Origin of the sequence: Variovorax paradoxus, from assembly GCF_040544635.1 — a bacterium.
GTDB lineage: Bacteria > Pseudomonadota > Gammaproteobacteria > Burkholderiales > Burkholderiaceae_C > Variovorax > Variovorax paradoxus_R.
Genome location: NZ_JBEPKJ010000020.1, coordinates 40,437 through 60,009, shown reverse-complemented (window position 1 = coordinate 60,009; position 19,573 = coordinate 40,437). Strand labels below are relative to the sequence as shown.

Annotated in this window: 22 protein-coding genes; 9 read left to right on the top strand and 13 right to left on the bottom strand. The window is 65.7% G+C overall.

The annotated features are described in order from the left end of the window. Window positions 1-23 precede the first annotated feature (23 nt). From ABIC94_RS26320 to ABIC94_RS26260, 13 genes are read right to left on the bottom strand one after another with little or no spacing between them, the layout of a single operon-like run. Complete coding sequence (locus ABIC94_RS26320; protein ID WP_354376013.1) at window positions 24-740, bottom strand: AraC family transcriptional regulator; 717 nt, start codon at window positions 738-740, stop codon at window positions 24-26. A 37-nt stretch (window positions 741-777) separates the two neighbouring features. Continuing rightward, complete coding sequence (locus tag ABIC94_RS26315; RefSeq protein WP_354375993.1) at window positions 778-1,908, bottom strand: SLC13 family permease; 1,131 nt, start codon at window positions 1,906-1,908, stop codon at window positions 778-780. After that, window positions 1,889-3,427: a class I adenylate-forming enzyme family protein gene (locus ABIC94_RS26310; RefSeq protein ID WP_354375992.1), complete on the bottom strand. Its 1,539-nt coding sequence runs from the start codon at window positions 3,425-3,427 to the stop codon at window positions 1,889-1,891. The genes ABIC94_RS26315 and ABIC94_RS26310 overlap by 20 nt, the downstream gene beginning before the upstream one ends. Beyond that, window positions 3,424-4,536 carry a DegT/DnrJ/EryC1/StrS family aminotransferase gene (locus ABIC94_RS26305; RefSeq protein WP_354375990.1) on the bottom strand — a complete coding sequence of 371 codons (1,113 nt, stop codon included), beginning with the start codon at window positions 4,534-4,536 and terminating at the stop codon, window positions 3,424-3,426. Before ABIC94_RS26305 ends, ABIC94_RS26310 begins: the two co-directional genes overlap by 4 nt. A gap of 38 nt (window positions 4,537-4,574) precedes the next feature. After that, on the bottom strand, window positions 4,575-5,534 hold the full coding sequence (locus ABIC94_RS26300) for a Gfo/Idh/MocA family protein (protein WP_354375988.1): 960 nt from the start codon (window positions 5,532-5,534) through the stop codon (window positions 4,575-4,577). Between the two features lie 46 nt (window positions 5,535-5,580). Further along, window positions 5,581-6,474, bottom strand: coding sequence for a sulfotransferase family protein (locus ABIC94_RS26295; RefSeq protein WP_354375986.1), 894 nt, complete (start codon window positions 6,472-6,474; stop codon window positions 5,581-5,583). Continuing rightward, entirely contained in the window at window positions 6,471-7,004 is a 534-nt protein-coding gene (cysC, locus tag ABIC94_RS26290) for an adenylyl-sulfate kinase (protein WP_436318106.1), read from the bottom strand. The genes ABIC94_RS26295 and cysC overlap by 4 nt, the downstream gene beginning before the upstream one ends. A gap of 7 nt (window positions 7,005-7,011) precedes the next feature. After that, window positions 7,012-7,788, bottom strand: coding sequence for a hypothetical protein (locus ABIC94_RS26285; protein ID WP_354375984.1), 777 nt, complete (start codon window positions 7,786-7,788; stop codon window positions 7,012-7,014). Further along, window positions 7,785-9,230 carry a glycosyltransferase family 4 protein gene (locus ABIC94_RS26280; RefSeq protein WP_354375982.1) on the bottom strand — a complete coding sequence of 482 codons (1,446 nt, stop codon included), beginning with the start codon at window positions 9,228-9,230 and terminating at the stop codon, window positions 7,785-7,787. Before ABIC94_RS26280 ends, ABIC94_RS26285 begins: the two co-directional genes overlap by 4 nt. Before the next feature lie 35 nt (window positions 9,231-9,265). Next, window positions 9,266-10,264 carry a lipoyl synthase gene (lipA, locus tag ABIC94_RS26275; protein ID WP_354375980.1) on the bottom strand — a complete coding sequence of 333 codons (999 nt, stop codon included), beginning with the start codon at window positions 10,262-10,264 and terminating at the stop codon, window positions 9,266-9,268. A 7-nt stretch (window positions 10,265-10,271) separates the two neighbouring features. Continuing rightward, on the bottom strand, window positions 10,272-10,973 hold the full coding sequence (gene lipB, locus ABIC94_RS26270; RefSeq protein WP_354375978.1) for a lipoyl(octanoyl) transferase LipB: 702 nt from the start codon (window positions 10,971-10,973) through the stop codon (window positions 10,272-10,274). A 15-nt stretch (window positions 10,974-10,988) separates the two neighbouring features. Beyond that, the gene (locus ABIC94_RS26265) at window positions 10,989-11,303 is read right to left on the bottom strand and encodes a YbeD family protein (RefSeq protein WP_354375976.1); all 315 of its coding nucleotides are present in this window, start codon (window positions 11,301-11,303) and stop codon (window positions 10,989-10,991) included. Further along, window positions 11,300-12,205: a D-amino acid aminotransferase gene (locus tag ABIC94_RS26260; protein ID WP_354375974.1), complete on the bottom strand. Its 906-nt coding sequence runs from the start codon at window positions 12,203-12,205 to the stop codon at window positions 11,300-11,302. The genes ABIC94_RS26265 and ABIC94_RS26260 overlap by 4 nt, the downstream gene beginning before the upstream one ends. A gap of 156 nt (window positions 12,206-12,361) precedes the next feature. Here ABIC94_RS26260 and ABIC94_RS26255 point away from each other — a divergent pair, with 156 nt between their 5' ends. The 9 genes from ABIC94_RS26255 to atpD all read left to right on the top strand — a co-directional run bounded on the left by ABIC94_RS26255 (window position 12,362) and on the right by atpD (window position 19,572). Then, complete coding sequence (locus tag ABIC94_RS26255; protein ID WP_354375972.1) at window positions 12,362-12,835, top strand: ATP synthase subunit I; 474 nt, start codon at window positions 12,362-12,364, stop codon at window positions 12,833-12,835. 25 nt (window positions 12,836-12,860) lie between these two features. Beyond that, a complete protein-coding gene (atpB, locus tag ABIC94_RS26250; protein ID WP_354375970.1) occupies window positions 12,861-13,739 on the top strand; it encodes a F0F1 ATP synthase subunit A in 879 nt (292 codons plus the stop codon). Window positions 13,740-13,788: 49 nt separating this feature from the next. Continuing rightward, window positions 13,789-14,046, top strand: coding sequence for a F0F1 ATP synthase subunit C (gene atpE / locus ABIC94_RS26245; RefSeq protein ID WP_124958928.1), 258 nt, complete (start codon window positions 13,789-13,791; stop codon window positions 14,044-14,046). A 34-nt stretch (window positions 14,047-14,080) separates the two neighbouring features. Then, a complete protein-coding gene (locus ABIC94_RS26240; protein ID WP_126749119.1) occupies window positions 14,081-14,551 on the top strand; it encodes a F0F1 ATP synthase subunit B in 471 nt (156 codons plus the stop codon). Between the two features lie 7 nt (window positions 14,552-14,558). Beyond that, a complete protein-coding gene (locus tag ABIC94_RS26235) occupies window positions 14,559-15,089 on the top strand; it encodes a F0F1 ATP synthase subunit delta (RefSeq protein WP_354375967.1) in 531 nt (176 codons plus the stop codon). Window positions 15,090-15,138: 49 nt separating this feature from the next. Continuing rightward, window positions 15,139-16,692 carry a F0F1 ATP synthase subunit alpha gene (gene atpA, locus ABIC94_RS26230; RefSeq protein WP_307704038.1) on the top strand — a complete coding sequence of 518 codons (1,554 nt, stop codon included), beginning with the start codon at window positions 15,139-15,141 and terminating at the stop codon, window positions 16,690-16,692. A gap of 21 nt (window positions 16,693-16,713) precedes the next feature. Continuing rightward, the gene (gene atpG, locus ABIC94_RS26225) at window positions 16,714-17,589 is read left to right on the top strand and encodes a F0F1 ATP synthase subunit gamma (protein WP_354375964.1); all 876 of its coding nucleotides are present in this window, start codon (window positions 16,714-16,716) and stop codon (window positions 17,587-17,589) included. Between the two features lie 86 nt (window positions 17,590-17,675). Next, the gene (locus ABIC94_RS26220; protein WP_354375962.1) at window positions 17,676-18,044 is read left to right on the top strand and encodes a hypothetical protein; all 369 of its coding nucleotides are present in this window, start codon (window positions 17,676-17,678) and stop codon (window positions 18,042-18,044) included. Window positions 18,045-18,171: 127 nt separating this feature from the next. Then, window positions 18,172-19,572, top strand: a complete 1,401-nt coding sequence (atpD, locus tag ABIC94_RS26215; RefSeq protein ID WP_307704041.1) for a F0F1 ATP synthase subunit beta — start codon at window positions 18,172-18,174, stop codon at window positions 19,570-19,572. Window position 19,573 lies beyond the last annotated feature (1 nt).

Below are 19,573 nucleotides of genomic sequence, written 5' to 3'. Positions count from 1 at the left end.
GCGGCGACGATCTTCGGTGCGGCTTAGCGTCCGCCGAGCCTGCGCAACGCCGCGGTGAGCGCGGAGGGCGAGCGGTAGCCTGTGCGGCGCGCCGTTTCCGCCACGCCCACGCCCGCCAGGCGCAGTTCGCGCGCATGCGCGAGCCGCAGCGCGCGCAGCCAGTGCATTGCGCTCACGCCCTGCTCGTCGCGGCAGCGCTGCGCGAACTGGCTCGGGCTCAGGCAGGCCACGCCTGCGAGATCGGCAACGCTCAGCGGCTCGTGCCAGCGTGCCCTGGCCCACGCAGCGAGTGAAGTCCACTCGATGCGGCGGCTTCGCGTGGGGGCCGGTGCGGCCGCGCCCCAGGCTTCGAGCAGCAGGGCAGGGCCATGTTGCAGGGCCAGGGCGGAGGCTTGCGGATGCTGCGCGCAGTGCGCGAGGTACTGCGCCAGCGCCTGCAGTCGTGCAACGTCCGCGGGCGGTCGCCCGGCGCAGCGCGCCCACAGGGGGTGGGCGGTGTCGAGCACGAGGCACCGGCTGCCGCTGCGCGATTCGAAATCGTGCCGGTCGCCGGGCACCACCACCTGCGCCTCGCCGGCGCCGACGCGCGCGCCGCGGCCTTCCACTTCGAGCTCGAGCACGCCGGCCAGACCGATCAGTACCTGGAAATGGTCATGTGCATGGCTGCCGCGCGAAGCACCGTAGTCGCGCAGCGAAAGGCTGTGCGGCTCTGCGCGGAGGGGTGTTGCCGAGATTCGCATGGACACGGATGGATTCTCCTCCCGGGCCCTGCGGCTGTCATCCCAGCCGCAGCAGCAGCGCGGAGGCCGCGCACACCAGCAGGAACGGGATGCTGATGCGGTGGAACTCGCGCAGGCCGTGCGGCAATTTGGCGAGCCGCAATGCGATCAGGTTGGCCAGCGAGCCCAGCACGCAGCCGAAGCCTCCCACGCTCACGCCGGCGGCCAGCGCGGGCAGATCGCGTACGTGGCCGTCGAGCAGGATCGCGGCCGGCACGTTGCTGATGAACTGCGAGGCGACGATGGCGGCAAGGTAGGCTTGCCATCCCTCGGTAATCGGCCAATGGTTCAGCAGCGCCACGACGGCCGGCAGTTCGGCCAGTTGCCGCAGGTCCACGAACATCAGCGCAATGATCGCGAGCAGAGCCCAGTCGATGTCGCGCAGCACGCGCGGATACGACACCAGGAACACGGCGAACACCACGCCCAGGCCCGCGAGCAGCCAGCGCCGGTCGAGCGCGACAACGAAGCCGACGAACAGAACCCCCGCCAATGCCAGCAGCCGGGGCTGCACTGGCGTGGCCTCGGCCTCGGGCTTCAGAGCGATAGGCGTGCGCGGCACCAGCAGCCACACCGCCGCGAAAAGCCAGAACAGCATCACCGCCACCGTCGGCAGCATCATTCCCATGAAAGCGCCGAAGCCCTCGCCCGAGCGGTGCCACAGGTACAGGTTCTGCGGATTGCCGATGGGCGTGAGGGCAGAGCCTGCATTGACCGCCAGCGCCTCGAGCACCACGAGCCGCGCGAGCGGCAGGTGCGCCTGGTTGGCGAGCACGCGCGTCAGCGGCACCAGCAGGAACAGGCTCACGTCATTGGTCACCAGGGCCGAAAGAAACGCCGCACTGGCGGTCAGCAGCAGCGCCAGGCTGCGCTGGTTGTGCGTGCGTGCGAGCAGGCGCTGCGCGGCGGCCTGCAGCATGCCGCTTTTTTCCACGCCCTGCGTGATGGCCAGCAGCCCCGCGAGCGCGCCCACGGTCTCCCAATCGACCAGTCGCAGCCAGTCCATCGGCGCGCGCGGACGCAGGAAAGCGAACAAGACCGCAACGGCGACCAGCACCCACAGCAGGCCGTTGCCGCCGCCCTGTTCGCTTGGCGGCGTTGCCTTGGCTTCAGCGGCCGACGAGGTCACGCAACTCGCGCTTGAGCACCTTGCCGATCGCGCTGCGCGGGAGCTCGTCGATGAAATGCAGGCGCGCCAAGCGCTGCGTCTTGCCGAGCTGGTCGTTGGTCCATTGCAGCAGCGCGTCTTCGGCAGTGCCGTCGCCCTCGCGGCGCACCACGAAGGCCACCGGCGTCTCGCCCCATTGCTCGGAGGGCACGCCCACCACGGCCACGTCGGCCACCGCTGCGTGGCCGCGCACCACGGTTTCGAGATCGCTCGGGTAAATGTTGAAGCCGCCGCTGATGATCATGTCCTTCTTGCGGTCGAACAGCGTCAGGAAGCCGTCGGCATCGAAGCGCCCGACGTCGCCGGTGCGGATGAAGCGCTTGCCGGCGGCGTCGAACCATTCGGCCTCGCGTGTCTTGGCGGGCTGGCGGTGGTAGCCGGTCATCATGCCGGCCGAATGCCCCACCACCTCGCCGGCCAGCGCGATGTTGCCGCGCGGAATCTCGTTGCCCTCTTCGTCGATGAGCCGGATGTCGCTGCCCTCGGCCGGGCGGCCTACCGTGTGCAGCTTGTCGGGGTGCAGGTGGGCTTCCAGGATGCACGTGCCGCCGCCCTCGGTCATGCCGTAGAACTCGATCAGCCCGCCCGGCCAGCGCTTGAGCACGTCGGCCTTGAGTGCGGCGGTGAAGGGTGCGCTGGTGCTGAACTTGAAGCGGAACGACGAAAGATCGTGCGCATCGAAGCGCTGATGCGCCATCAGGCGCTGGTACTGCACCGGCACCAGCATGGTGTGCGTTACGCGGCGCTCCTCGGCCAGTTGCAGGTAGCCGAGCGCATCGAACTTCGGCATCAGCACCACGCAGCCGCCGAAGGCGATGGTGGGGAAGAACACCACCAGCGTGGTGTTCGAATAAAGCGGCGTCGACAGCAGCGTGACCGTGTCGGCGCCGTACTCGTACTTGGCGCCGCGCTGCACATGGGCCCAGCGCATGCCGTGGCCCTGCACGATGCCCTTGGGTTCGCCGGTGGTGCCCGAGGAATAGATGATGTTGAAGGGCGACGAGGGCTGTACATCAACCGCTTCGGGCTGCGCGCCGGCGGGTGCCAGCCATTCGTCGAGGCTGCGGCCTGCGCTGGAGCCGTCCAGTGCGATGCACGGGATGGTGCCTTGGCCGGCGGGGCCGATGACCTCCGCCGCGGCCGCGTCGGTGAAAAGAATGCGCGCCTCGGCGTCGTCGATCATCCGCGCCAGGCTGGCGGGCGTGGAGCCGGGCGCAAGCGGCGCGACAGCGACGCCCGCGCGCAATGCGCCGAAAAACACCGCCGCATAGTTCACCGAAGAAGCCGCGCAGACCGCGATGGCGTCGCCGGCCCTGAGGCCGTCGCGCCGCATGCTGGCGGCAACGCGGTCCATCAGGGCATCGAGCTCGCCGTAGTTCAGGCTTTGCTCGCCGTCGGTCAGCGCGATGCGCCGGGGTGCTTGCGTTGCGTGCTCGCGAACCAGTTGGGCGATAGTGCCGAACTCCTGCATCGTGTTCATGTCTGGCTGTGCCTGTCTACGTCGCCGACGGCTTGCCGTACGGCGTGAATGATGTATTCGATTTCCTCGTCACTGAGCATCGGGTAGAGCGGCAGTGCCAGCGAACAGCGGGCCAGGCGCTCGCTGTGCGGCAGCGCGCTCGCGCCTCGCCAGTGCCGCAGTGCCTCGTGCAAGTGCAGCGGCTGCTCATAGTAAACGCGCGTGGCGATTCCCCTTGTCGCCAGGTGGACCGCCAGCGCCTTGCGTTCTTGCGGGCCGCCCAGCACGACGACGAAATAATTCCAGGCGTGCCCCGCTGCATCGCGCGGCAGCTGCATGGCGCATCCGGCCCATGCCTCCAGATAGCGCGCGGCAATTGCGCGGCGCCGGGCGATGGCGGCCGGGAAATCGTCCAGTGCCACCTGAAGGAGGCACGCCTGCAATTCGTCCATGCGGCTGTTCTGGCCCAGACAAATGTGCACGCCGTCCTGGTACCCGTGGTTGCGGAGCAGTCGCGCCTTCTCGGCATGGCGCGGGTCCTTGAAGGCCAAGGCCCCCGCGTCGCCGGCGGCGCCCAGCGTCTTGGTCGGGTAGAAGCTCATCGCCGTTGCGTCGCCCCAGCTGCCGGAGGGTTGCGCACGTCCGTCGGCGTCGCAAGCGCTGGCGCCCAGGCACTGGGCCACGTCTTCGATCAGGTGCAACTGCTCGTCGCGGCAATAGGCGGCCAACTCGGGCAGGCCCGTGGGATCGCCGAAGAGCCCGACCGCGAGAATGGCGCGGGTGCGCGGCGTCCGTGCGTTCCGGAAATGCGCGAGCGGCGCCAGAAAATCATCGGCGGCACTGTCGACGAACACCGGCCGCGCACCAGCAGCGATGACCGCCTCGGCACAGGCGGCGAAGGTATAGGAAGGAAGCAGAACTTCGTCTTCCGGGCGCCCGCCGGCCGCACTGCCGACACCCAGGCTCTTGAGGGCCAGCAGCAGGGCGTCGGAACCCGATTTCACCGCCACCACCTCGCGCTGTTGCAGCAGGTCCGACAACCGGGCCTCGAGTGCACGGGCCTGGGGGCCGAGTACGTAGACACCGCTGCGCAACACCGTGGCGCATGCCTGGGCCAGGCGTTCGGCCATGGGCTCGACACATGCCGCCGACCGGAACAACGGGATCTTCATGCGTGCAGCACCTGGGAGGCGCGCGTGACCGCGGCAAGGCCGTCGGCGCCGGAGGCAATGCGCGTGCGGTTGCCTTGTACGGCGCGTCGGAAATCCTGGTACTGGCGTGCCAGCGCATCGCCGCCGCCGCCCGCCACTGCGCGGTGGGGCTTGCGCAAGTCAAGTACGTGCTGCCGCCCGCTGTTGCACACCTGCAGCCGCGCGGCGGGAGGCATGCTGCCGTAGCCACTCTCCAGTTCCGCGACAAGGCCACCCAGGCGCACCCGGACGCGGGCACTGCGAGCGTCGATCTGCCGGCTGATCACTTGCAACGGTGCGTCCACCGGAATGGCGCAGAGCCACGCGAGCAGATCGAGATCGTGCACCATCAGATCCAGCACGCTGTCCAGGGCGCTCGATTCGCGGCAGGAAAAGCGACGGAATCGCAGGAAAGGGTGGGCACTGTGTTGATGGCGCCGCGCCGCGTGGCGTATCCATGCCAGTTCAGCCGCGTTGAATGCCGGATTGAAGCGTTCGATGTGTCCTGTGCTCAGGATGACGCCACATTCCTGGGCCGTCCGAAGCATCAGCGCGCCATCTTGCCGGTCGATGCAGAGCGGTTTCTCAACCAATACATGGCAACCGCGCCGCATGAGCGCCATCGCCAATTCGGCGTGCGTTCCGTCGCTGGTAGCCACCGTGGCCGACTCGATGTCCGGCGGCAGCTCGCCGATGCCGGACAACAGCGGCAGCGCGGCGAGGTCGGCCACGGGCCTGGCCGCGGGAGAGCTGTCCACCACGGCGCAGAGGCGAAAGCCCGGCAGGCTGCCGAGCTTGCGCGCGTGGGTGCTGCCGAAACGTCCCAGGCCCACGACGGCATGAGCCAGGGCGGCGGAGGGGAGGGCGGCCTCTGCTTCGACCTCATCGCCGCAGTAGGCCGCCAGGCCGTTGTCGGTTGCAGAGGTTGTGAAGCTCATTGGCGACGCGTCCGGTGCCGCAAGTGCGCAGATGTCTCTCGATGGATCATCCGTTGCCTTGCAATTCATAGCCGAGCTGGACCAGAAGGCTGCCCGCGACGCCTTCGAAGCGCTGCACTTCTTCGCCGCTCATCGTTTCACGCCAGGAACCGATGCGCCCGGTGCCGGGTCGCTCCATCGTCCTGTGTTGCTGGTGCAGGCGCTGCGCATGGGTGACGATGAAGCTGCCATCGAGCGAGACGCGCGCCCGATGCTCTTCCAGCCGCTTGGGGGCGCGCTCGTGGTGGTTCAGCAACTGATCCGACCATGGGAGTTCCAGGAACTCGCACAGGCGCCGCAGCATCGGTTCGGGCCGCGTCACCAGATCTTCGTAGAAGACCTCGGTGTAGTGGGCGCAAGCGGCGCCGGCGTTGCGGGCTGCTTCAACGCGGGTAGCCCAGGCACGCGCCAGCACTTCGGGTTCGTGGCCCGGGGAGAACCACTGCTGGCGCCACGACGCCGCCACATCGCGGCCGTCGCGGACGAGGTGGACAAACCGGGCTTCCGGCAACAGTGCGGCGATGGCCCCCATGTGAAGCGAATAGTCCGGCGTCTTGTCGCCCCAGCGCGACTTGTCGAAGCGCTGTGCGTAAAGCCGATAAAAGGCCCGCAGTCCGTCGGCCAGGGTGAAGGGTTCGAGTGCCTGCACGGCTTCGGCGAGTGCCTCGCGCGCAAGGCCGAAGTCCTGCCAGTTGGGTGCGCCCGGCGGGTAGGCGGTGATCGTTTCGAGAAAGCGGGTACGAAGATCGCCGTGCGATTCGGTCAATGCCGAAACCGCGGCGACGAAGGTGGTTTCGGGCGGGATCGCGAGGTCCGGGTGAGCATCGAGCATCAGCCGCAGCAAGGTCGTGCCCGAGCGCGGTGCGCCCACGATGACCGGCATCGGCTGATGTCGGCTCATGTCGTTGCGTTCCCGATCAGGTCAAGCAGCTTGCTCACGGCGGGTTGCAGGCCTGTTCGCATGGGATCGATTGCCAGCCTGGGAGCCTCCGGAGGCTCGTAAGGCGCGCTGACACCGGTGAACTGGGCAAGCTCGCCCCGCCGCGCTTTGCGATAAAGGCCTTTGGCATCCACCGTCTCGCACACCTCGAGCGGGGTGCTGACATAGACCTCCAGGAACCGCTGGGTGCCGATGATGAGGCTCGCGTGCGCCCGGTCCACCCGCAGGGGCGAGATCAGTGCCGCAACGACGATCAGGCCGGCATCGTTCATCAGCCGGGCGACCTCGGCGGTCCGGCGGATGTTCTCGCTGCGGTCGTCCGGACTGAAACCCAGGTCGCGGTTCAGCCCGCTGCGCAACGCGTCGCCGTCGAGCACGACGCAGCGCCGGTTGCTGTCGTTCAGCGCCTGCGCGAGCGTCCGGGCCAGGGTGGTCTTGCCTGCTCCGCTCAGGCCGGTGAGCCACAAGGTAGGAGGCGAATCAGTGGGCATCGATGCTTCAGCGAACCTGGCCGCGCAGACGGTCGGCCACCACCTGCAGGTGGGCCCCCCGGATGACATGCTTGTAGACGCCGGCCGCGACGCGCTCTTCACCGGCGATTTCGAAGAAAGGCTTGGCGACAGGGGCTTCGGCCTGCTCGTAGCGCGTGGGCCGGGCGGCAAAGAGGCATTCCCTGCCATAGGCTTGCGCGCCGAATTCCGCGATGAAGCCATCGAGCTCCCGCTGCAGCTGTCCGCCGAAGCGCTGGGCGTAGCCGTGCATGTCGGCCAGCTTGGCCTGCAGGTCCTGGGTACCGAGTTCGACCACGAGGTGGTCTTCGGCCGCAAGGCGCGCCGTTGGACTGGGATGGCCGACGGTCGGGTAGCCGAAGCTCACAACCGGATGGCCGCGCGCCGTTGCGTGGGCGGCGACCTGGTTGGCCAGCAGACGGCACAGATCGTGAGAAGGGTTGTAGTCCTCCGCTTCGTCTGCGACGATGCAATCGATTCCTTGTGCAATCACGTGCGCTGTCAGTCGGTCGAGCCATTGCGCGAACATGTGCGCGTTGCCGTCCAGCAGGGCCTGATAGATCTCGGCATCGGCCACGGGCTCCACGACATGGGGAGCCCAGTTCGCGCCCGCCTGCGCAAGGTTGTCGATCGTGGGCGCGAGCCGCGGCGCGTCGTTCGATCCTGCGCCGTTGGTGAGCACCACCACATCGGGCCGTTCATTCCGAAGCCACTTCCACAGCAGCAGCTCGTGGCCCGGATGAGCGGCGATCAGCAGGTGCTTCATGTGCGGTGAATTCGGGCCTGGATGAAGGTGGAGATTTGCCGCAGCGGCGCGGTGATGCGCCAGGAGCGGCTAGCATAAACCTCGCGCAGCCGCGCGTCCATGCCGGCGGCGGCGTCGACCGCCTGCCGCTCGGCGTCCGCGAGGCGCGAAGCGGCTTCGTCCATCCGCGCGCTGAGCGCGGCGTGCGCCGCCGCTGCAGTCGCCAGTGCGAGTTCGGTATCCCGCTGCTGCGCGGCCAGCGCGGCTTCGGCCGACTGCAATCGCTCGGCCAGCGCCGCGGCATGCTCCGAATGCCGCAGCGCCTCGGCGCGCGAGCCCTCGAGCTGAGCCTGATGCGCGCGCTGCTGATCGTTGAAGGCCTGCTGCAGTCCCGTGACGTGCTGATTGAGCGACGCAAGGCCGAGATGCGCGGTGGTGGAGCTTCCGCGCCGGATCCAGTCGTCCATGTAGTGCGCGATCTCGCGCGCACGCTGTTCGGCGGGCACCAAGATGATCGCCTGGGCGTCCCTCATGCGCCGCGCGCAGTCCTCGAGCGCGGACAGCGTCGTATCCAGGCCGCCGTTCGCGCGCATCCAGGCTGCGGCTTCATGCGCATCCCCTGCATCGAACTTGTCGAGCTCGGCCATCACGTTCTGCCGAGTGATCGGCCGCGTCATCAGTGCCCGGCCGAAGTTCCAGCGGCGTGCATGGGCCACCGTGGCGGCCGTGACCATTTCACCCATGCCCGAGCTGGGATCGAGCACCACCACGGCGTTGCCGGTGACCAGCGCCTCGGTGGCACAGCGTCCCTTGCCGAACACGACGTCGTAGCGGCCCAGCGCGGCAGCCGGGTCGGGCATGTGGTTGCCGGTGCCGCTGCCGATCACGTCGAGGGTGAGAGCGCGCTCCGCGCACGCGGCGCGAATCTCCTCGAGCTGCGCGTCGTGCAATGCATAGTTGCTGAAGACCAGTGCCGAGCGGGGCGCGGCCGAGAGAGGTGCGCGCGGCACGAAGCGTGAAAGATCGACTCCGTTCTGGATCAGCTCGATGTGCTCGCGCTCGATGCCGAACTCGTGCACCAGCCGCTCTGCGCAGTTCTCGTCGACAGCGAGATGGCGCACCACCTGCGAGAACTGCGGCGGACGGCCATGCTCCGCACTGCGGTCGTGGCAGATCGTGAGAACGGGCACGTCATGAAAATGAAGCAGGGCGCGCACCGTCTCGTGGTGGGTGTTGCCGATGATCACATCGGGCCGGGCGGCCATGTCGCCCACATCGGTGATGCACGCGATCGAGGCATGGCGCAATTCGTCGGCCATGTCGCCGAAGGCTGTCGCAAAGATGGTGACGGCGTGGCCGCGCCGCCGCAGCCACAGCGCAAGATCGCGGGTGAACATCTCCGCGCCCGTGCGGTGCACGAGGTAGCACATCGCGAGCAGGATGCGCAACGGGGGCCCGGTCATGGGGGCGTCTGCCTCCACTGCGGGCGCGGACGTGTTCAATCGTTGGCTGGCGTGCCCGCCAGAACGTGTCCGGCCTGCTGATCCGCGTGGTAGCTCGAACGCACCATCGCGCCCACCGCCGCATGGCTGAAGCCCATCTTGTAGGCTTCTTCCTCGAACATCTTGAAGGTGTCGGGGTGCACGTAGCGGCGCACCGGCAGGTGCGAGCCCGACGGCGACAGGTACTGGCCGATGGTCAGCATGTCGATGCCATGGGCGCGCATGTCGCGCATCACCTGCAGGATCTCTTCGTCGGTTTCGCCCAGGCCCACCATGATGCCGCTCTTGGTCGGCACGTTGGGGTGCAGCGCCTTGAACTTCTTGAGCAGGTTCAGGCTGAACTGGTAGTCGCTGCCGGGGCGCGCTTCTTTATAAAGGCGCGGCGCGGTCTCGAGGTTGTGGTTCATCACGTCCGGCGGCGCGGCCTTGAGGATTTCCAAGGCGCGGTCGTCGCGGCCGCGGAAGTCGGGCACGAGAATCTCGATCTGCGTCATCGGCGAGAGTTCGCGGATGTGGGTGATGCAATCGACGAAATGCTGGCTGCCGCCGTCGCGCAGGTCGTCGCGGTCGACGCTGGTGATCACCACGTACTTCAGGCGCAGCTTGGCGATGGTCTTGGCCAAGTTGAGCGGTTCGTCCTTGTCGAGCGGATCGGGGCGGCCGTGGCCCACGTCGCAGAACGGACAGCGGCGCGTGCACTTGTCGCCCATGATCATGAAAGTGGCCGTGCCGTTGCCGAAGCATTCGCCGATGTTCGGGCACGAAGCCTCTTCGCAGACCGTGTGCAGATTGCTCTCGCGCAGGATCTGCTTGATTTCGTAGAAGCGGGTGGTGGGGCTCCCGGCCTTCACGCGGATCCACTCGGGTTTCTTGAGCACCTCGCCCTGCACCACCTTGACCGGGATGCGCGAGAGCTTGGCCGCAGCCTTCTGCTTGGCCAGCGGGTTGTAGTTTTCGGCGCTCTGGGCGTCGCGGACGACTTCGGTAGTGCTCATTGGATTGCTAGGGCGCCAGATAGGTGGTGAGCTTCTGGCTCAGGACCCGGGCAGCTTCTTCCCATGTGGTTTGAACCCCGATTGTAGAAAGATCGACCGTTTGCAGCCCCGCGTAGCCGCAAGGGTTGATTCGCGAGAAGGGTTCGAGGTCCATTTCGACGTTGAGCGCCACGCCGTGGTAGGTGGCATGGCGGCTCACCTTGATGCCCAGTGCGGCGATCTTGCCCAGGCCCCGAAACGGGTCGCCGGCGGGCAGCGGACCGGTCAGCGCTGCATGGGAGAACGGGTCGTCCAGCCGCACGTAGATGCCCGGCGCGCCCGCCACGCGGTGTCCGGTCACGCCGAAGTGCGCTAGCGTGCGCAGCACCGATTCCTCGATGCGGTAGACGTATTCCTTCACGAAGTAGCCGGCGCGGCGCAGGTCGATGAGCGGATAACCCACCACCTGGCCCGGGCCGTGGAAAGTGACCTGCCCGCCGCGATCGGTCTGCACCACGGGGATGCTGCCGGGGTTCAGGATATGGTCCTGCTTGCCGGCAATGCCTTGCGTGAACACGGGCGCGTGCTCGCACATCCATAGCGCGTCGGGCGTTTCAGGCTGGCGCTCCAGCGTGAACTGCTTCATTGCCGCGAAGGTCTCGGCATAGTCGACGCGGCCCAGCCATCGCGGCGCGATGGCGGTGCCTATCGGGTGCTCTGCGACCGTCATCGAAGCCTTTGATAGTTAAAGGACGACCTTGACCGACGGATGCGCCGACAGCGCGCGATAGAGATCGTCGAGTTGCTCGCGGCTGGTGGCGGTCACGGTGATCGTCACGCCCAGGTAGTTGCCCGCCTTGCTGTCGCGCAACTCGACCGTGGTGGCATCGAAGGCCGGGTCGAAGCGTTCGGCAATCTGGGTGATGGCGTGCACGAACCCGTCGGTCTTGGCGCCCATGACCTTGATCGGGAACTGCGAGGGGTACTCGATCAGCGATTCCTTGCGCGGATCGGGAATCGGGGTGCTGGTGTCGGTAATGTCGGTGGTGCTGCTGCTCATGCGGTGGTCACTCCTTGCTTCTGTGGCTGCTGGGCATTGCGCTGCTTGGCCTCTTGGTAAGCCGCGTACAAGGCTTGATAGATGGGGCCTGGGCGGCCATTTCCAATCGCCTGGCCATCGAGCGTCACCACCGGCAGCACTTCCTTGCTGGCCGAGGAGAGCAGCAGCTCGTCGGCGCCGAACACTTCGTCGCGCGAGATGCGGCGCAGGGCGAACGGAATGCCGGATTCGGCGCACAGGCGTTCGAGCAGGCCGTAGCGGATGCCGGTCAGCACCAGGTTGTCCTTGGGCGGGCCGATGAGTTGGCCGTCCTTGGCGATCCACACGTTGCTGGAGGAGGCTTCGCTCAGCCATTCGCCCCTGAACATGACGGTTTCGGCCGCGCCGGCCTCGACGCTGATCTGCCGCGCCAGCACCGCGCCCAGCAGGCTGGTGCTCTTGATGTGCGCCTTCTCCCAGCGGAAGTCGGCCGCGGTCACGCAGGCCACGCCCTTGGCGCGCACGGCGTCGGCCACCGGCGGCAGCGGATTCACCATCACGAACACCGTCGGGCGCACGCCTTTGGTCATGGCATGATCGCGCGGCGCAACGCCACGGGTAATCTGAAAGTACACGGCTTGGGGTGCATCGCCGCCCGGTTCGATCAGCCGCATCACGATGTCGCGCCACTGGGCGAGCGTGAGCGGGTTGGCAATCTGCAACTCGGCCAGCGAACGATCGAGCCGTGCCATGTGCTCTTCGAAGCAGAAAGGCTGGCCGCCGTAGACGGGGACGACTTCGTAGATGCCGTCGCCGAAAATGAAGCCACGGTCGAGCACGCTGATCTTCGCGTCGCGCAGGGCGGTGTACTCGCCGTCGAGGTAGCAGAGCGTAGTGGGGAGTGCGGCAGTAAGAGGGTGCATGCGGGAATTATGGTTGTGTGCGCCAGGTCGGGTTCCGGTCAGCCAACGAAGCCGTGTTTTGCAAACGCGACAGTTCAGGTGGCCGGGCAGGCTGGGTTTCTACTTATAATCAATGGCTTTGTTAAATTCACGGCTGACAACGCGAGCGGCATTCCAATGACAACCAGCGCTCCTGTCTCCGAGATCGATGCTGAAGTCTCCGACTTCAAGCCGCTGACTGCCGAGGAGGCTCAGAGGCTTCGCGAGAAAAATCCCGAAATGTCGCCCTGGTGGGTGATTGGGGCCCAGGTGGCCATGGGATTGCTTGTGGCCGGAGTGGCATGGATGTGGACGCAGCGGCCAGGTGCCGCGGTGTCGGCGTTTTACGGAGCCATGGCGGTAGCGATCCCGGCGGCATTGTTCGTGCGGGGTGTGCGGCGGGCACGGGGTGCCTTGTCGCAATCTGCTGTCATGCTGCGGTTTTTTGTGTGGGAGTTGATCAAGATCGGGTTGACCGTTGCCTTGCTGGCGGCGGCACCGTGGCTGATCGAGGGCATCAGTTGGCTGGCCTTGCTGGCCGGCGTGGTGGTCGCCATGAAGATGTACTGGGTGGCCCTGCTGGTGCGGCCCGGATTGTTGAACCGGATTTGACTGTTTAAAAAAGAGACGCTGAAAGATGGCCGCCGAAGGACACGCCCCGACCGCGAGTGAATACATCGTTCACCACCTCCAGCACTGGCAAGTTGACTGGAGCCTCAATCCCGTGGTCCAGAAGGCCATCGTCGACTTCAATGTCATCAACCTCGACTCCGTGCTCTACGCGCTGGTCGTGGGTGCACTGGGCTGTTTCGTGCTGTGGCTCGCCGCGCGCAAGGCGACGCCCGGCGTGCCGGGCCGTTTCCAGGCTGCCGTCGAAATGCTGGTCGAAATGGTCGACAACCAGGCCAAATCGAACATCCACAACGCGAAGAGCCGCAAGTTCATTGCGCCTCTGGCGCTCACCGTGTTCGTCTGGATCTTCCTGCTGAACGCCATGGACATGCTGCCGGTCGACCTGCTGCCGTCGATCTGGGCCAAGGTCTTCGAGGCGGGCGGACACGATCCGCACCACGCCTACATGCGCGTCGTTCCCACGGCGGACCTGTCCACCACGCTCGGTCTGTCGACCTCGGTGCTGCTGCTGTGCCTGTTCTACAGCATCAAGATCAAGGGCCTGGGCGGCTGGGGCCACGAACTCATCACAGCGCCGTTCGGCGCGCACCCCGTACTCTGGCCGATCAACCTGCTGATGCAGGTCATCGAATACCTGGCCAAGACTGTTTCGCATGGCATGCGGTTGTTCGGCAACATGTATGCGGGCGAACTCGTTTTCATGCTGATCGCGCTCATGGGTGGTGCGATGGCGGCCTCGTTCTCGGGAGTGCTGCTGCCTATCGGGCACATCATTGCCGGTACCGTCTGGGCGATCTTCCACATCCTGGTGATCACGCTTCAGGCATTCATTTTCATGATGCTGACCCTGATCTATCTCGGCCAGGCTCATGAAGCGCATTGAGTTTTCTTTTTTCTTTTCGTTTGCTTTCAATCTGTATTAAGGAGTCATCATGGAAAACGTTCTCGGTCTCGTCGCTCTGGCTTGTGGTTTGATCGTCGGTCTCGGCGCGATCGGTGCTTCCATCGGTATTGCACTGATGGGTGGCAAGTTCCTCGAGTCGTCGGCTCGTCAACCTGAACTCATGAACGAACTGCAAACCAAGATGTTCATCTTGGCCGGTCTGATCGACGCTGCGTTCCTGATCGGCGTGGCTATTGCCCTGCTGTTCGCTTTCGCCAACCCGTTCATCGCCGCTCTGCCGAAGTAATTTCCGTTCAACGCCACTCCAGAAAGGTGTTGCCGTGAGTATCAACGCGACCCTGTTCGTTCAGGCCATCGTCTTCCTGCTGCTTGTGCTGTTCACGATGAAATTCGTGTGGCCGCCGATCGCGAAGGCATTGGACGAACGAGCACAAAAGATCGCTGCGGGCCTGGCGGCCGCCGAGAAGGCCAAGGCCGAACTGGCTTCCGCCAACCAACGCGTCGAGCAGGAACTGGTGGCATCTCGTAACGAGACCACCAGCCGCCTGGCCGATGCCGAGCGCCGTGCCCAGCAGATCATCGAAGAGGCCAAAAGCCGCGCAACCGAGGAGGCCAACAAGATCGTGGCCGCCGCGCGCGAAGAGGCCAACCAGCAATCCGTGCGTGCGCGTGAAGCGCTGCGCGAGCAGGTGGCCGCATTGGCCGTCAAGGGTGCCGAGCAGATTCTCCGCAAGGAAGTCAATGCCGGCGTTCATGCCGACTTGCTCAGCCGCCTGAAGACCGAGCTCTGAGGACGACATGGCCGAACTTGCGACCATTGCCCGTCCCTACGCCGAAGCGCTGTTCAAGGCGTGCCCCGGCGACCTCGAAGGCACGGCCGGCTGGCTCGACCAGCTGGCGTCCGTCGCCGGCAGCCCGCAGCTCCTGGAGTTCGCGGCCAACCCGAAGGTGCCGCCCGAGCAGGTGTTCGAGCTGATCGCCGGGCTTTCGAAGCAGCCGTTGCCCGATGCGGGCAAGAACTTTCTGCGCGCTGTCATCGACAACGGCCGGCTGGTTGCATTGCCCGAAGTGGCAATCCAGTTCCGCGCCTTGTGCAATGCGCGCAGCGGGGCTGCCGATGCCGTGATCTACAGCGCGTTTCCGATTGACGACGCGGCGCTGAAGGACGTGGGCGCGGCGCTGGAGCGGCGCTTTGCGCGCAAGCTCACGACGCGGGTCGAACTCGACCCCTCGCTGATCGGCGGCATCCGCGCCGTGGTCGGCGACGAAGTGCTCGACACCTCGGTCAAGGCTCGCCTCGAACAAATGAAAGCGGCGCTGACCGCCTGACGGCGGCCGGCAGCCAGTTGGCCCCATTTACAGAAAGAAGGAAAGAGTCATGCAACTCAATCCCGCAGAAATTTCCGAACTGATCAAGAGCCGCATCGAGGGTCTCGGCGTCAGTGCCAACATCCGCAACGAAGGCACCGTGGTTTCGGTGACCGACGGCATCGTGCGCGTGCACGGCCTGTCCGATGCGATGCAAGGCGAAATGCTGGAATTCCCGCCGAGCGCCGACGGCACGCCGTCGTTCGGCCTGGCGCTGAACCTCGAGCGCGACTCGGTCGGCGCCGTGATTCTGGGCGAATACGAGCACATCTCCGAAGGCGACACGGTCAAGTGCACCGGCCGTATTCTGGAAGTGCCGGTCGGTCCCGAGCTCATCGGCCGCGTGGTGAACGCACTGGGCCAGCCGATCGACGGCAAGGGTCCGATCAACGCCAAGATGACCGACGTGATCGAAAAGGTCGCCCCGGGCGTGATCGCCCGTAAATCGGTCGACCAGCCGCTGCAAACCGGCCTGAAGTCCATCGACTCGATGGTGCCGATCGGCCGTGGCCAGCGCGAGCTGATCATCGGCGACCGCCAGACCGGCAAGACGGCCGTGGCCATCGACGCGATCATTGCCCAGAAGGGCCAGGGCGTGACCTGCATCTACGTCGCGATCGGCCAGAAGGCTTCGTCGATCAAGAACGTGGTGCGCGCGCTCGAGCAAGTGGGCGCCATGGACTACACCATCGTGGTGGCCGCATCGGCCTCCGAATCGGCTGCCATGCAGTACGTGTCGGCCTACTCGGGCTGCACGATGGGCGAGTACTTCCGCGATCGCGGCCAGGACGCGCTGATCGTGTACGACGACCTCTCCAAGCAGGCCGTTGCGTACCGCCAGGTGTCGCTGCTGCTGCGCCGCCCGCCAGGCCGCGAAGCCTATCCCGGCGACGTGTTCTATCTCCACAGCCGTCTGCTCGAGCGCGCCGCGCGCGTCAACGCCGACTACGTGGAAGCCTTCACCAAGGGTGAAGTCAAGGGCAAGACCGGCTCGCTGACCGCGCTGCCGATCATCGAAACGCAAGCCGGCGACGTGTCCGCTTTCGTGCCGACCAACGTGATCTCGATCACCGACGGCCAGATCTTCCTGGAAACCAACCTGTTCAACGCAGGTATCCGCCCCGCCATCAACGCCGGTATCTCGGTGTCGCGCGTGGGTTCGGCGGCCCAGACCAAGATCATCAAGGGCCTGTCGGGCGGTATCCGTACCGACCTCGCGCAGTACCGTGAGCTGGCTGCGTTTGCGCAGTTCGCCTCCGACCTGGACGAAGCCACCCGCAAGCAGCTCGACCGCGGTGCCCGCGTGACCGAACTGCTGAAGCAGGCCCAGTACAGCCCGCTGCCGATCTCGCTGATGGGCGCCACGCTGTTCGCCGTGAACAAGGGTTTCATGGACGACCTGGACATCAAGAAGGTTCTGCCCTTCGAGCATGGCCTGCACCAGTTCCTGAAGACCAGCCATGGTCCCCTGCTCGACAAGATCGAGCAAGCCAAGGCGCTCGACAAGGACGCCGAGGCCGAACTGACGGGCGCGATCACCGCGTTCAAGAAGTCGTTCGCCTGATCGACCTGACAAGGAATCCCCATGGCAGCTGGTAAGGAAATCCGCGGCAAGATCAAATCGGTGGAGAACACCAAGAAGATCACCAAGGCCATGGAAATGGTCTCGGTCTCCAAGATGCGCAAGGCGCAGGAGCGCATGCGCGCCGCTCGCCCCTACAGCGAGAAGATTCGCAACATCGCGGCCAACCTGGGCCGGGCGAACCCGGAGTACGTTCACACCTTCATGAAGACGAACGAGGCCAAGGCCATCGGCTTCATCATCGTGACGAGCGACAAGGGTTTGTGCGGCGGCTTGAACACCAACCTGCTGCGCGCCGTGACGACCAAGCTGCGCGAAGCGCAGGCGGCCGGCACGGCCATCGAGTCGGTGGCAATCGGCAGCAAGGGCCTCGGCTTCCTGAACCGCATCGGTGCCCGCGTGGTCGCGCACGTTACCCACCTGGGTGACACGCCCCACCTGGACAAGCTCATCGGCCCGGTCAAGACGCTGCTCGACGCCTATGCCGAAGGCAAGCTGTCCGCGGTGTACCTGTGCTACACGAAGTTCATCAACACCATCAAGCAGGAGCCGCTGGTCGAACAGCTGCTTCCGCTGGCGGCGGAATCGCTGCAGGTCGAAGAGGGACAGCATTCGTGGGACTACATCTACGAGCCCGATCCTGAAAGCGTGATCGATGAGCTGCTGGTGCGCTATGTGGAGTCGCTGGTCTATCAGGCCGTGGCCGAGAACATGGCGTCCGAGCACTCGGCCCGCATGGTTGCAATGAAGGCGGCAACCGACAACGCCGGCAACGTGATCAGCGAACTCAAGCTCGTCTACAACAAGACTCGCCAGGCAGGCATCACCAAAGAACTTTCGGAAATCGTGTCCGGCGCCGCAGCGGCCGCCGGTGTTTGATCGAGGCGATGTATCGGGCCACATCGCCGTTCGGGGCACGCAACGCGGCCCGATAACCGAAGGCCTTTTTTAGGGGATTCTGAATAATGAAAAAACTTCTCGTTCTGGTGGCCATGGCCGCTGCTCTGACTGCCTGTTCCAAGAAGGAAGAGGCGCCTGTCGCACCGGCACCTGCCGCTGCTCCGGCGCCCGCTCCCGCGGCGCCTGCTGCTCCCGCCGCTGCCGCTCCGACGGCATCGGCCGCGGACCTGCCGAAAGAGTGCAACGACTACCTGGCCAAGGTTCAGGCCTGCGCGGCTTCGCAAAGCGGCGCCGCCGCCGATGCGATGAAGTCGGGCCTCGATCAGACCAGGGCCGCCTGGGCGTCGATGGGCACCGACAAGGCTGCGCTGGGCCAGGCCTGCAAGGCCGCTTCGGACGCCTTCGCTGCACAAGCGACGGCCATGAAGTGCTGATCGGAAGAAGTATCTGAGTTCAAGGGTGCCGGCCTGTCCGGCATTCTTGCAAAAGCGGCCCGCGATGGCACAAGGACGCTTCTGCAAGAACCTGTCGCAACATTATTGAGATCCAGAAGGAAACGCCATGGCTGAAGGAAAAATTGTCCAATGTATCGGCGCCGTGGTCGACGTGGAGTTCCCGCGTGACCAGATGCCCAAGGTCTATGACGCCTTGAAATTCGAAGGCGGCGGACTGACCCTCGAAGTCCAGCAGCAGCTCGGCGACGGCGTGGTGCGCACCATTGCGCTCGGTTCGTCCGACGGCCTGCGCCGCGGCCTCATCGTCACCAACACCGGCGCACCCATCACGGTGCCGGTCGGCAAGGCCACGCTCGGCCGCATCATGGACGTGCTTGGCCGTCCGATCGACGAGCGCGGCGAAGTGAGCCAGGACCTCACCGCTTCGATCCACCGCAAGGCCCCCGCGTACGACGAACTGTCGCCTTCGCAAGACCTGCTGGAAACCGGCATCAAGGTGATCGACCTGGTGTGCCCGTTCGCCAAGGGCGGCAAGGTGGGCCTGTTCGGCGGTGCCGGCGTGGGCAAGACCGTGAACATGATGGAACTCATCAACAACATCGCCAAGGCTCACTCGGGTCTGTCGGTGTTCGCCGGTGTGGGTGAACGTACCCGCGAAGGCAACGACTTCTATCACGAGATGGCCGACTCCGGCGTCGTGAACCTCGAGAAGCTCGAAGACTCGAAGGTGGCCATGGTCTACGGCCAGATGAACGAACCCCCGGGCAACCGTCTGCGCGTGGCGCTGACCGGCCTGACCATCGCCGAGTCGTTCCGCGACGAAGGCCGCGACGTGCTGTTCTTCGTGGACAACATCTACCGCTACACGCTGGCCGGTACCGAAGTGTCGGCTCTGCTGGGCCGCATGCCTTCCGCCGTGGGCTACCAGCCGACGCTGGCCGAGGAAATGGGCCGCCTGCAAGAGCGGATCACGTCGACCAAGGTCGGCTCGATCACCTCGATCCAGGCCGTTTACGTGCCAGCCGACGACTTGACCGACCCGTCGCCCGCCACCACCTTCGCCCACCTGGACTCGACCGTGGTGCTGTCGCGCGACATCGCTTCGCTCGGTATCTACCCCGCCGTGGACCCGCTCGATTCGACCTCGCGCCAGCTCGACCCGAACGTGGTCGGCGAAGAGCACTACAACGTGGCCCGCGCCGTGCAAGGCACGCTGCAGCGCTACAAGGAACTGCGCGACATCATCGCGATTCTGGGCATGGACGAACTGGCTCCCGACGACAAGCTCGCCGTGGCCCGCGCCCGCAAGATCCAGCGCTTCCTGTCGCAGCCGTTCCACGTGGCCGAAGTGTTCACGGGCTCGCCGGGCAAGTACGTGCCGCTGTCGGAAACCATCCGCGGCTTCAAGATGATCGTGAACGGCGAATGCGACCACCTGCCGGAACAGTCGTTCTACATGGTGGGTACCATCGACGAGGCTTTCGAGAAAGCCAAGAAGGTCGCGTAAA

Bases quoted from the DNA above. Each gene is read 5' to 3' on its own strand.
- atpE (WP_124958928.1), top strand. From the start codon at position 13,789: ATGGAAAACGTTCTCGGTCTCGTCGCTCTGGCTTGTGGTTTGATCGTC.
- ABIC94_RS26220 (WP_354375962.1), top strand. From the start codon at position 17,676: ATGAAAAAACTTCTCGTTCTGGTGGCCATGGCCGCTGCTCTGACTGCC.
- atpA (WP_307704038.1), top strand. From the start codon at position 15,139: ATGCAACTCAATCCCGCAGAAATTTCCGAACTGATCAAGAGCCGCATC.
- ABIC94_RS26265 (WP_354375976.1), bottom strand. From the start codon at position 11,303: ATGAGCAGCAGCACCACCGACATTACCGACACCAGCACCCCGATTCCC.
- ABIC94_RS26255 (WP_354375972.1), top strand. From the start codon at position 12,362: ATGACAACCAGCGCTCCTGTCTCCGAGATCGATGCTGAAGTCTCCGAC.
- cysC (WP_436318106.1), bottom strand. From the start codon at position 7,004: ATGCCCACTGATTCGCCTCCTACCTTGTGGCTCACCGGCCTGAGCGGA.
- lipB (WP_354375978.1), bottom strand. From the start codon at position 10,973: ATGACGGTCGCAGAGCACCCGATAGGCACCGCCATCGCGCCGCGATGG.
- atpB (WP_354375970.1), top strand. From the start codon at position 12,861: ATGGCCGCCGAAGGACACGCCCCGACCGCGAGTGAATACATCGTTCAC.
- ABIC94_RS26280 (WP_354375982.1), bottom strand. From the start codon at position 9,230: ATGACCGGGCCCCCGTTGCGCATCCTGCTCGCGATGTGCTACCTCGTG.
- ABIC94_RS26295 (WP_354375986.1), bottom strand. From the start codon at position 6,474: ATGAGCCGACATCAGCCGATGCCGGTCATCGTGGGCGCACCGCGCTCG.
- ABIC94_RS26305 (WP_354375990.1), bottom strand. From the start codon at position 4,536: ATGGCCGAACGCCTGGCCCAGGCATGCGCCACGGTGTTGCGCAGCGGT.
- ABIC94_RS26310 (WP_354375992.1), bottom strand. From the start codon at position 3,427: ATGAACACGATGCAGGAGTTCGGCACTATCGCCCAACTGGTTCGCGAG.
- atpG (WP_354375964.1), top strand. From the start codon at position 16,714: ATGGCAGCTGGTAAGGAAATCCGCGGCAAGATCAAATCGGTGGAGAAC.
- ABIC94_RS26260 (WP_354375974.1), bottom strand. From the start codon at position 12,205: ATGCACCCTCTTACTGCCGCACTCCCCACTACGCTCTGCTACCTCGAC.
- ABIC94_RS26300 (WP_354375988.1), bottom strand. From the start codon at position 5,534: ATGAGCTTCACAACCTCTGCAACCGACAACGGCCTGGCGGCCTACTGC.
- ABIC94_RS26285 (WP_354375984.1), bottom strand. From the start codon at position 7,788: ATGAAGCACCTGCTGATCGCCGCTCATCCGGGCCACGAGCTGCTGCTG.
- ABIC94_RS26235 (WP_354375967.1), top strand. From the start codon at position 14,559: ATGGCCGAACTTGCGACCATTGCCCGTCCCTACGCCGAAGCGCTGTTC.
- atpD (WP_307704041.1), top strand. From the start codon at position 18,172: ATGGCTGAAGGAAAAATTGTCCAATGTATCGGCGCCGTGGTCGACGTG.
- ABIC94_RS26320 (WP_354376013.1), bottom strand. From the start codon at position 740: ATGCGAATCTCGGCAACACCCCTCCGCGCAGAGCCGCACAGCCTTTCG.
- lipA (WP_354375980.1), bottom strand. From the start codon at position 10,264: ATGAGCACTACCGAAGTCGTCCGCGACGCCCAGAGCGCCGAAAACTAC.